At 54.4% G+C, this 11,535-nt stretch carries 10 protein-coding genes; 8 read left to right on the top strand and 2 right to left on the bottom strand.

Translation table 11 applies throughout. The features are described from left to right. Positions 1-429 precede the first annotated feature (429 nt). Positions 430-642, top strand: a complete 213-nt coding sequence (gene cspA, locus DFO57_RS07165; RefSeq protein WP_014606872.1) for an RNA chaperone/antiterminator CspA — start codon at positions 430-432, stop codon at positions 640-642. 562 nt (positions 643-1,204) lie between these two features. Further along, on the top strand, positions 1,205-2,866 hold the full coding sequence (locus tag DFO57_RS07160) for a methyl-accepting chemotaxis protein (RefSeq protein ID WP_013024281.1): 1,662 nt from the start codon (positions 1,205-1,207) through the stop codon (positions 2,864-2,866). Between the two features lie 101 nt (positions 2,867-2,967). On the opposite strand, the gene DFO57_RS07155 is transcribed toward DFO57_RS07160, so the two are convergent. Continuing rightward, positions 2,968-4,101 (bottom strand): endo-1,4-beta-xylanase, encoded by a 1,134-nt coding sequence (locus DFO57_RS07155; RefSeq protein ID WP_233255853.1) that lies wholly within the window; start codon positions 4,099-4,101, stop codon positions 2,968-2,970. A 388-nt stretch (positions 4,102-4,489) separates the two neighbouring features. On the opposite strand from DFO57_RS07155, the gene DFO57_RS07150 reads away from it, so the two are divergent. The 5 genes from DFO57_RS07150 (at position 4,490) to DFO57_RS07130 (ending at position 8,833) form a co-directional block, all read left to right on the top strand. Continuing rightward, positions 4,490-5,452, top strand: coding sequence for an aldo/keto reductase (locus DFO57_RS07150; protein ID WP_110015213.1), 963 nt, complete (start codon positions 4,490-4,492; stop codon positions 5,450-5,452). 213 nt (positions 5,453-5,665) lie between these two features. Then, a complete protein-coding gene (locus tag DFO57_RS07145; protein ID WP_031283312.1) occupies positions 5,666-7,000 on the top strand; it encodes a carbohydrate porin in 1,335 nt (444 codons plus the stop codon). A 212-nt stretch (positions 7,001-7,212) separates the two neighbouring features. Continuing rightward, a complete protein-coding gene (locus tag DFO57_RS07140) occupies positions 7,213-7,524 on the top strand; it encodes a cupin (RefSeq protein ID WP_014606875.1) in 312 nt (103 codons plus the stop codon). Between the two features lie 70 nt (positions 7,525-7,594). Continuing rightward, a complete protein-coding gene (locus DFO57_RS07135) occupies positions 7,595-8,134 on the top strand; it encodes an AAA family ATPase (RefSeq protein ID WP_110015212.1) in 540 nt (179 codons plus the stop codon). A 177-nt stretch (positions 8,135-8,311) separates the two neighbouring features. Beyond that, positions 8,312-8,833 carry a GNAT family N-acetyltransferase gene (locus DFO57_RS07130; RefSeq protein ID WP_031283310.1) on the top strand — a complete coding sequence of 174 codons (522 nt, stop codon included), beginning with the start codon at positions 8,312-8,314 and terminating at the stop codon, positions 8,831-8,833. A 25-nt stretch (positions 8,834-8,858) separates the two neighbouring features. On the opposite strand, the gene DFO57_RS07125 is transcribed toward DFO57_RS07130, so the two are convergent. Further along, positions 8,859-9,671, bottom strand: coding sequence for an IclR family transcriptional regulator (locus DFO57_RS07125; RefSeq protein ID WP_014595130.1), 813 nt, complete (start codon positions 9,669-9,671; stop codon positions 8,859-8,861). Between the two features lie 318 nt (positions 9,672-9,989). Between DFO57_RS07125 and DFO57_RS07120 the strand changes: the two genes are divergently transcribed. Beyond that, positions 9,990-11,516, top strand: coding sequence for a sugar ABC transporter ATP-binding protein (locus DFO57_RS07120; protein ID WP_110015210.1), 1,527 nt, complete (start codon positions 9,990-9,992; stop codon positions 11,514-11,516). Positions 11,517-11,535: the final 19 nt, after the last annotated feature.

Here is an 11,535-nt window from a genome sequence, read left to right as displayed (position 1 = left end):
TTATCCGTTCCGGTAACAGCAGAAAGGGATTATACAAATGATAACTATTCTTGTTTATTGATCTGGATGGGCAGAACCCCAGGAAAGCAGAAATGAATGGGGTGGTGGCGATCGGGATAAGCGGGCCTATTCAACAACGGGCCGTGGCCAGCGCAAGGCCGTGCGCTGGCCGGGTTTGTTACATGGCCGCCTGCCTGTCTGACTTAAATAAAATTAAACCTTGCTTAATACGTTCAACCTCTATAGTGTAGCGACATCGGTTTGGAACACAGACCTTATGAAAGCAGTTTTAGTAAAGCAGTCCTCAGTTCAAGCGTCATTCCCAGATGCCCTTCTTCATGAGCCTCCTCCTAAGTGCCCAATAAGTAAAATCTGCAAAACAGGCCATCTTCGTCACCTTGCGTGGCTCAAAATGAAAAGGACACATCTATGTCAACTAAAATGACTGGTTTAGTAAAATGGTTTAACGCTGATAAAGGCTTCGGCTTTATTTCTCCTCAGGACGGCAGCAAAGATGTATTCGTACATTTCTCTGCTATTCAGAGCAGCGATTTCAAAACATTAGATGAAGGCCAGAAAGTGGAGTTCTCAATCGAGAACGGCCCTAAAGGTCCTTCAGCTGGCAATGTTGTTGCTCTGTAACAGCTGATGCCCTCACGACCGCTTACGATAGCGATGATGGCAACAGCCTGAGCAGTTAAGTCGTTGTGAAAAGAACCCGCCTTGTGCGGGTTTTTTTATGCCTGTCATAAACTGCATTCGCCCTTGCTGCAGCCTTCCAGAATATTGTTCGCCCTCCATTGCGCCAGCACGCCTGACATCCGCTAACCTCTGCATCGCTTGCACGAATAACGCCAGTGGGAGAAAAGCGCCGGGCATCAGGTTTTTATTATTATTTCAAAGCGTTATTATATTCACGTGAAAATACAGGCATCGGGTGTGCAAAATAACGACGCATGGGCGCAAACCGTGGACCTTTTTATTATTCTCAGATCACAATAATGTATCTGATGGTACATTTTAGCCGCGCTGCCTTTTATCATTGAGACGATGTTCCCCAAGGGCTCGCTAACATTTTCTCTCTTCAGAAAAGCCGCTTTTATTTCTTAGTTATTGTCATAGATCACATTATTTATCGCGTCACTATTAAGCTAATCATTTTAATACCGATAAACCTGTATCACCTTTTACCGGGATTACTGCAATGCTTAAAAACCTTAAAATCACGACGGGTATTGTTGCCGTGTTATTTCTTTTTAGTGCGCTATTGACCATTACGGGCTTTCTTTTTTATTCCTCTGTCAGTCAGGCCGGGCGCAATTTCTCGCATACTGAACAACTTACGCTGCAGCAACAACAGTTGAGCGACAGTGTACAAACGCTGATTAAAACCCGCGTGACGATCAGCCGCGTGGCGATCCGCTTCCTTAAAAACCAGAAAGATCCGGCGTCACTGGCGTCTATTGCCAAACTGCTGGAGGTGGCAAAACAATCCGCCGATAAAGCTGATGAGTATTTCCAGGCTTATAAGACCGCACCCGCATTACCGGGTCAGCATGCTGAGGTGACAAAAAATGTCGAGGCGGCTTACAACAAGATGCACGAAACAATGCTCGCCTCAGTAGACTTCCTGAAAAATAATAACTATCAGGGTTACGGGAATCTTGATGCGCAGGAAGCTCAGGATAATCTGGATAAGGCTTATCAGACATGGCGCAGTGCGAACTACCAGTTAATGAAGCAGATAGCCGCTGAAAACGATAGCAACTACAGTAATATGCTGTGGACGTTGCTGATTATCGCGATCATTGCCCTTGTCACCGTTGCCACTGTTTGGGCCGGTCTGAGAACCCTGCTGCTGAAACCGCTGAGCATGGCGACGGATTACATGCGTGCTATCTCTGCCGGTGATCTGACTCAGGAGATCGCCAGTGAGAGTCAAAATGAAACCGGCAGACTGCTTCGCCAGCTCGAAGAGATGCGCAGTGCGCTGGTTGTCACCATCCGCTCTGTGGATGATGCCACGCAGTCAATTTTTACCGGCGCGGCAGAAGTTTCTGCCGGCAGTACCGATCTCTCCTCGCGCACCGAACAACAGGCCGCAGCCCTTGAGGAAACCGCAGCCAGCATGGAGCAGCTCACCTCAACGGTAAAACTGAACGCGGAAAATGCTCAGCAGGCCACCACCATGGCGAAAGATGCCTCCGTGATGGCCTCGCAGGGTGGGCAAATCGTCGCGAAGGTGATCGCCAACATTGAACAGATAAGTGAAAGCTCAAAACAGATCGCCAGCATTATTGGCATTATTGACAGCATCGCCTTCCAGACCAATATCCTGGCGCTTAACGCCGCAGTGGAAGCCGCGCGTGCGGGCGAGCAGGGACGTGGTTTTGCTGTGGTGGCCGGTGAAGTGCGGTCTCTGGCCGGTCGCAGCGCCAGCGCGGCCCAGGAAATCCGCACGCTGATTGACCAGTCCACCCAGCGCGTAAACAGTGGTTCGACGCACGCCTCAGAAGCAGGCGATGTGATGGGCAGCATTGTGAATTCCGTTAACAGCGTGACGCAGTTGATGGCAGAGATTGCCTCCGCCTCGGCCGAGCAGACGCGCGGCATTGAGCAGGTGAGTAAAGCGGTATCTGAAATGGACGGCGTCACGCAGCAAAACGCCGCGCTGGTTGAAGAGTCGGCCAGTGCCGCTGCATCGCTGGAGGATCAGGCAACGCAGTTACGCCAGTCGGTAGCGGTGTTTAACACAGGCAGAACCCCGGCCGCAGGTCAGAATGTGCTACGTAAACCATCGCTGAAGAAGCCTTTAGCGGAGAGCACTAGCGCTGGCCTGTCAGCGGAAAACTGGCAGTCCTTCTGATCGCTTAACCGCAGAGCAAGGTTCCGCTCTGCGGTTAAGCCTCTCATCAGATGATGGAGATGACGCCGCTGCGTTATCGCCAGTGGATAGCCGCACGTGCGTCATCTGAGATCCGGTGATGAGCGGAGCGCGTGCAGCGCCGCCCAGCTGGCGTCTTTGAGGCTGCCGTCTTTACCAAACAGCAGCGGCCCGGTCGCCAGCGCGTCCCCCGCCTTCGGTGTCGCAGCCGTGCGGTGCGGCGTATCCCAAACGCCCCACGTTAAAATGGCGGCAACGCCCGCCTCCAGAACCAGCGAAAGATAGCGTTTATACAGACCGGCAACCGCCATCGGTCGGCTCTCCATCGGCACGCTGCTGTCATCCACGTCCAGTTCGGTGATGTACACCTTCAGGCCAAGCGATTTCACGTCGTGAATAAATGCCGCCAGCCCCGGCCCAAAAGCGGGATGGGGACCGGCTTTGAGATGAGACTGGATGCCGAGCGCGCCAATCGGAATATGTCTGGACTGCAAGTCGCGCAGCATCGCCAGTACCGCCGCCCGTTTCCTTTGCCCACTCACATCGTCACTTTCCAGCCCGTAATCGTTGTAACAGATGACCGCATGGGGATCGGCCTGGTGCAGCGCCTCGCAGGCAATATCCATATAACGCGTACCAAGCCGCTGATACCAGAAACTGTTGCGCCATCCACCAGGTTGTCCGTCGGCGAGATTGATGATTTCGTTAGCCACGTCCCAACTGTGAATCTGCCCGCGGTAGCGGCCCGCAACGGTCGCTATATGCTGCCTCAAAACCTTCTCCAGCTCAGCCTCATCAGCAATAGCCTGTACCCAGTCCGGCAGGGCGCGGTGCCAGCAAAACGTATGCCCGCGAAGCCTTATCCCCTGCTCGCGGGCAAAGGCGGCGATCGCATCGGGCCCGGCGAAATCGTAGCGATCGCGCGCGGGATGGACGGCCATCCATTTCAGCGCATTTTCCGGCACGATAATGCTCGCCTGACTCGCCACAAACTGCCGATAGTGCGCATCGGATTGCAGACTGTCGGGCCTGACGGCAAAGCCAAACAGCCGATGACTTTGCGCCGCAACAGTTTTAAGGGCGGGAAAAGGTGGGATGGATGCCAGAACCGGCAACGGCAGCGCGCCCGCCAGCATCAGCGCCGCGCTGCTTTTCAGAAACCGGCGTCGGCATGACGAGGTTGAGGTAAAGACGGTATCGGTAAGACGTAGCGCCACGATGCCTCCGGATTCCAGTGGGCAATATTCCGGCCACGTTGGCCCGGCCCCTGCTTTTTTATAGCGCCAAACGACCTCGCCGTCTGCCGCGATTCTTTGCATTCTGGTTAAGATGGGTTTCAGACTGTAAAAAATGCAAGGTCAGGTTCCGTGCCGGGAAAAGATGGCCTTATCAGCTGGCATCGGCGGCGCCTGATGGCGGGCAAAACAGATGAAAAGACGTTCCCTTTCATCTGCCCTATACGGGCTAAATTCATCTCACCCTTCTCATCCGTCTCGGCACATTGCATTCGCCTGGCGCACGGGTTGATAAGCCGAATTAAATAACGAGGATTTTCCTTTGCTAAGCTGAAAGATATACCTTATTCGTTTAACCAAGGAGAATGCTATGACGCAGCTTAAAACCCGCCAGCTCGGCAACAGTGGTATCAACGTGCCGCTTCTGACTTTTGGCGGCAATGTGTTTGGCTGGACGGTAGACGAGAAAACCTCGTTTTCCCTACTTGATGCGCTGGTTGAAAAAGGTCTGTTCTTTATTGATACCGCAAACGTCTATTCCCGCTGGGCACCAGGCAATCAGGGTGGCGAGTCAGAAACCATCATCGGCAAATGGCTGAAGAAAAGCGGCAAACGCGACAAGATCGTGCTGGCGACAAAAGTCGGTATAGAGATGTCGCCAGAGAAAAAAGGGCTGAAACCCGCCTATATTCGCCAGGCCGTGGAGGATTCCCTGCGCCGCCTGCAAACGGATGTTATCGACCTCTATCAGGCACATCGGGACGACGAATCCACGCCGCTGGCCGATACGCTGGGCACTTTCGACGCACTGGTGAAAGAAGGAAAAGTGCGGGCGCTGGGTGCATCCAATTACAGCGCGCAGCGGTTGCAGGCGGCGCTGGATATCAGCAAGCAGCAGGGGCTGGCGCGCTATGAAACCCTGCAGCCGGAATACAACCTTTACGACCGCGAAGGTTATGAAAGTGAACTGGAGCAGGTCGCACGCGACAACCACCTTGGCGTGATCAATTACTATGCGCTGGCCAGCGGCTTTCTGAGCGGTAAATACAAGAAACCTCAGGATGCGGCGAAAAGTCAGCGCGGCCAGGGCATTGTGGATAAATACCTGAATGAACGCGGCTTGCGGATTGTTGAGGCGCTCGAAGACGTCGCCGCCTCGCATGATGCTTCGGCTACTCAGGTTGCACTGGCCTGGCTGATTGCCCGTCCGGGTATTACGGCACCTATCGTCAGCGCCACCTCCCTGCAACAGCTTGATGAACTGGTAAAGGCAACGGAACTGGCCTTAAGTAAGCAGGAGATTGAAGAACTCTCCCGCGCCAGCAAAGCCTGAGGCGAAAGGGATGCTCCGGCATCCCTTTTTTTACGCTGCCTCGCAATAAATGCCTTTTCTGTTAAAAACATATTCGTTCAGAGAGACCTGTCACACTTGCGTTAATTACTTATTATCTTGACGTTATATACGCACGGATTTGCAAAAATTGACATTTAGTCAGCATTATTCTCTGCCCTGTCAATTACTGTCATTCACACAAGAATAACGATTATGAATATGCAAAAAGCAGTGCAGTTTATGCCTCGCCTGGCCGCGGGCACCCTGATGTTTACGATGCTAAGCGCCTCCGCGCTGGCCGCCGATGCCTTCAGCTACGATTCACCTTATCTGTTTGGTGACTGGAACGGTTCGCGAACACAGCTGGAACAAGACGGCATTAAATTAGACGTTAATTACACCATGGAAAGCGCCGCTAATCTGGGCGGCGGCGCCGATACCCATACCTCGATGCGTTACAGCGATCAGTGGGCTTTCGGGGCCAATTTTGATCTGCAAAAACTCCTCGACTGGCAGGATACTCAGTTCCAGGTGACCATCACCGATCGTAATGGTCGCAACATCTCCGATCAGGTTGCCGACCGTCGCACCGGGATGCTCTCTTCGACACAGGAAGTCTACGGCCGCGGCCAGACCTGGCGACTGACGCAGTTCTGGTTAAGCAAAGGCCTGTTCGATAACACAGTGAATGTTAAAGCCGGCCGCGTCACCGTCGGAGAAGACTTCGATAATTTCGACAGCAAGTTTCAGAACCTGGCATTCGGCAGCGGTCAGGCCGGTAACTGGCGGGGCGATCGCTGGTTCAACTGGCCGGTATCCCAGTGGGGCGGACGGGTGAAGGTTAACTTTACCCCTGAGGTCTTTTTCCAGGTTGGTTTCTATAATCAGAACCGCGCGAACTACGACCGGGGCGACGGCTTCCGTCTTGATACCAGCAATTCTGAAGGCAATCTGGTGCCGGTCGAACTGGGCTGGAAACCGACTTTCGGACCGGAGAAGCTGCCGGGTAATTATCGCATCGGCTACTACTACTCGTCGGCAAATGGCGATAACTACGGCAGCTGGCGTGATGGCGCCTATCAGAGCAAAGACCATGCCTACGGCGGCTATGTGCTGTTACAGCAGCAGCTTACGGCACAAGGCGGTGATGCCAGCCGTGGCCTGGGCGTCAGCCTTCAGGCGGTCATGAACGATCATAAAACCTCTAAAACAGATAACTACCAGTCCATCAGCTTCACCTGGAAAGGGCCGTTTGATGCCCGTCCGCAGGATGAGATGGGTGTGGGGGCCGCGCGTATTCACGTTAACAGCGCCTATACCCGCTCGCTGCGTGAGCAGAACGATGCCAGCGGCCAGACTGACTTTACGAGTCCAACCTACCTGCCCATCCAGGAGGGGTCGGAATACAATTATGAGATTTACTACAACGCCCAGTTGACCAGGTGGCTGCAGTTGCGTCCTAACCTGCAATACGTTGTTGCGCCGGGCGCCGTCAGTGAGGTGAAAGATGCCTTTGTGGGTGGAATCAGCGCTAACGTGAACTTCTGATTCCGCCTTCATGCCAGCCGGGCAGGTGACCGCATCCGGCTGGCTGGTTTTATCGTGCACGTGGCAGCGCCCCGGCGTGCCGCGCTGGCTCACCTGGCCCCGTGCGAGTGACCTCCCCTTCCTCTGCCAGCAATATGCGCAATATTTTGCAAATCATGCCTCATGTGATGCGATATAACCGTATCACACGCGTTCAGACTGTCAGGAAAAAAATGAAAACCTACGTCAGCAAAGCTTTCTCAGCCGAAAAGGCCTGGGGCGCCCTCGACATTGCTAATTTTGAAGGCACAACCGTGCGCCTTCACTGGACAGACAGGCCTTACAAATGGCATATCAATGATGGCCAGGAAGTGTTTGCCGTTATGGATGGTTGCGTTGACATGCATTACAAGGAAGCGGGAGAAACGAAGACAATTCGTCTCGAAACGGGCGATATTTTCTATGCCAGTATCGGTACCGAGCATGTCGCCCATCCCCAGGGTGAAGCGCGAGTGCTGGTGATCGAAAAAGAAGGTTCAGTCTAATTCTGCTGGATTGCCCTTCTGCCCGTCGGGCTGAGGGCAATCCACCACACCTTCTACTAGGACCGTCGCCATGAATGCGTTAATCAGTCTTGAGGATCTGGGGCCACGCATCTGCATTATGGGGCCGTCTAACAGCGGAAAATCAACGCTTGCGACCGCGATCTCACATCACACCGCCCTGCCTGCCATTCATCTTGACCAACTTTATCACCTGCCCAATACCCACTGGCAGCCAAGAGAGAAGGCTGAGTTTTTGCATTTACATCATCAGGCTATTCACCGGGATTGTTGGGTAATGGACGGCAACTACACAGCCTGTCTTAACGAACGACTGGCGCGAGCAACCGGCTATATTCTGCTTGATGTCCCAATGCCCGTCAGCTTGCTGCGTTACGTCAGACGCTGTTACGCCAGTGCCAACCGGCCGGGCGCACTTGAGGGCAGTGTGGATAAGGTGAACTGGGCGATGATAAAGCACATCGCGTTGATAACGCCGGGAAACCGCAGACGCTATAAAACGCGCTACCCGCACATCGATCTGCCCAAATGCTTTTTGCAGGGCACAAAGGCGATTGATGAGGCTTACAGGCGCTGGAATTTGGCTGTGTAATCCGCGTATTCTTGTTCGGGATCGGTCGTGTCTGGCCCGGTTGTATGGTGGGAGGCGTTGCGCCTTACCGCGTCCGGTGCAGCCAACCGGGCCTCTGCTGGTGAAGCGCGATGTCCGGTCGTTTTTATTCTGATGACAATGCCCTTTCGCGACGCTAACAGGCAGGGAGACAGTGAAATGGAAATAATACTGGCAGAAGACAGCCACGTTCCGGCAATACAACAGATTTACGCCCATCACGTATTACAGGGCACGGGCAGTTTTGAAATCGTCCCGCCCGACGAGGCAGAGATAGCCAGCCGGCTGGAAAAACTTCGCGCCGCCGGGCTGCCCTGGTTCGTCGCCCTCAGTGAAGGACAGGTTTGTGGCTACTGTTATCTGGGCTTTTACCGGCCCCGTTATGCCTATCGTTTCACCCTGGAGGATTCCCTGTATATTGCGCCCGCGTTCCAGGGAAAAGGCATTGGCAAACGCCTGCTGGCCCATGCTATTCACTGGGCTGAGTCCCGCGGCTTTCGCCAGATGGTGGGAAACGTAGGTGACAGTGCCAATGTGGCCTCTATCGCCCTGCACCGTGCCGCCGGTTTTACCGTGACCGGCACATTAACGTCGGTGGGGTTCAAGCATGGCCGCTGGCTGGATACGGTGCTGATGCAGCGCACGCTCGGTGACGGAGACAGCACGCTCCCTGAAAACTAAGCCTGGCTCGGCAGGCCGGGCGTTTTCAGGCGGTGAAGCCCAGCTCTTCTGAAATGGCCTGCGCCGTGGCAACCACCTTCGCCATCAGATGCTTCGCGCCAATCTGCTGCAGCTTGGCCGTCGGCAGGGATACCGAAACCGCATAAGGGACACGCTGCTGAATATCGAACACCGGTGCCGCAATGCAGGTGACGCCCAGTTCATTTTCTTCGCGATCCATCGCGGTGCGCTGCTGAAGAATATCGTTGAGTTCCTGCTGCATCTCGGGCAGCGTGGTAATGGTATTTTTCGTCAGTTGCTCAATGCTGTCCTGATGGTTTTGCCAGTATTGCAGCAGGTACTCTTCGCTGCCCCAGGCCAGAAAAATTTTGCCCATGGCTGAACAGTAGAGCGGCATATGCTGACCGATGTAGGCGCGGGTGCGCATCATGCCCGTAGTAGGTTCTAACTTGTTGATCAAGACAACGTGATCGTCTTCGCGGCTGGAGAAGTTCACGGTTTCACCCACGTCCAGGTTGAGTTTTTCCAGATGTGGCCCTGCAACGTGAATAATATTGAGCGACGACAGCGCCTTCTGACCGACTGAAATAAACTTGGTGGTTAAGCGGTAACTCCCGGGCGAAGGTGCCTGGGTCACGTAACCGCTGCTGTGCAGCCCCTGCAACAGGCGATGTACGGTGCTTTTGTTCATTCCAGACAGTTCAGCAAGATGGGCTAGCGGGCAACCGTTAGGATAATTACTTAACAATTCTATTAACTGCAGGCCACGAAACAGGCTTTGTGTCCCTAAGGGTTTATCGCTCTTCGTTTCCTTTGCTTTATCCACTTTCACCGCCATCCACCGACCCTCTCCATTTCTCACTTCCTGAACGCGCTAACGCATGATGTTAACTCAAGGCTTACCGACAGGGAATCTTTAGCTTTTTAGTGTGGTCGGGCGCACGCTTCTCGTCGTGACAGAAGTGCGCTGTTCATCACAAATTCAAAACAATATTTTAACTTACTGTTTCTTATAGATAAATATCCACCCTCCTTCTTTGCTTTTCCCCGGCGTCAGGAATACTATTTTTTGGAATAGTATTTCACATATTGAAATTAGCAACGAGCGGTCGCCGCTCTTGCTGCCGATACTCACCAGGCGTCACGGGAGGCAGAAATGCAACCTCATCCGGATAAACCGGTTCTTACACTCAGCCATATCACCAAACGCTTTGGCGGCAACCCCGCGGTTAATGATGTGAGTCTGGACGTCTTCCCCGGCGAGGTGGTGGCGCTCTTGGGGGAAAACGGCGCAGGTAAATCCACCCTGATCAAAGTGCTGGCTGGCGTGTATACCAGCGATGAGGGCCAGATTACCTTTCAGGGAAACGTCACGGCATCCGCCGCCGCGTTGAAAACGGCAACCAGCCAGCCCATCGCGTTTATTCACCAGGACCTGGGGCTGATTGAGTGGATGACCGTGGCGGAAAATATGGCACTGGTGATGGGATTCAACCGCCGCTTTGGCCTGGTCAACTGGCGGGCGGTGCGTGAGCGGGCGCGTTCGGCGCTGGAGGAAGTCGGTATTCAGCTGGACCCCGATGCCCGCGTGTTTGAACTGTCGCGGACAGAGAAATCGCTGCTGGCCATCGCCCGTGCCGTCGCGGTCAACGCCGAAGTGCTGGTGCTGGATGAGCCCACCGCCTCGCTGCCCGCCAACGACGTGCGCCACCTGTTTGGCGTGATTGAACGCCTGAAAAGCCGCAACGTCGGCATGATTTACGTGACACATCGCCTGGATGAGGTGATCGAAATTGCCGACCGTATTTGCGTGATGCGAGACGGTAAACGCGTTGCGGAAGGCGTCACGGCAGATTACAAGCTTCACGATCTGGTGGAAATGATTGTGGGCGAGGCGCTGGAGAGTAACCAGCGCCTCGTGCTGCCCGAGGCGCGGCCGCCGGTGCTGTCGCTGAATCAGCTGTGCATTGACGAAGTCGGGCCGGTTTCTTTTAGCCTGCAGCCAGGCGAGATGCTGGCGCTGGCAGGACTGCGCGGAGCCGGTCAGGAAGAAATAGGCCGAATGCTGTTTGGCCTGAAGCAGGCCACCAGCGGACAGGTTATTTTTCGCGACAACCCCTGCCACCCACGCTCTCCCCGTGAGGCGATGGCAGCGGGCATCTCACTGGTTGCAGGCGACCGCACGGGCGAAAGTCTGGTGATGTCGATGAGCGTGCGTGAAAACCTGTTTATTAACCCCTGCGCCAGCGGTCATCGGCTGATATCGCACTATGGTCGCCGCGCCGAGGTAGGCGCCAGCTGGTGGAAAGTCCAGCTGTTCGACGTGCGTCCCAAAGACGTCAACCTGGATATCAGCGCCCTGTCCGGCGGCAACCAGCAGAAAGTGGTCATGGCCCGCTGGATGCACCTCAACGCGCCGCTACTGATTCTTGAAGATCCTACCGCTGGCGTGGATGTCGGCGCACGCGAAGAGATTTATCACCTGCTCAATAAAGCCCTCGCCGAAGGCGTGGCGGTGCTGGTGATTTCCAATGACCTTGAAGAAATTGCTCATATCTGCAACCGCGCGCTGGTGTTTAACCGGGGCCAGGTGGTGGGTGAGCTGAGAAATGAACAGGTTACGTTTGCAGGTTTACTGGAGCTGGCCTCGGCCAGTTCTGCTGCTCCATTAGCTACCGTCTGAACAGGCAGTCAGGAGAAAC

The sequence above is a fragment of the Pantoea sp. AG702 genome (genome assembly GCF_003182295.1).
In the GTDB taxonomy this organism is placed as follows: Bacteria; Pseudomonadota; Gammaproteobacteria; order Enterobacterales; family Enterobacteriaceae; genus Pantoea; species Pantoea ananatis.
This window is presented reverse-complemented; position numbering and strand designations above follow the sequence as displayed.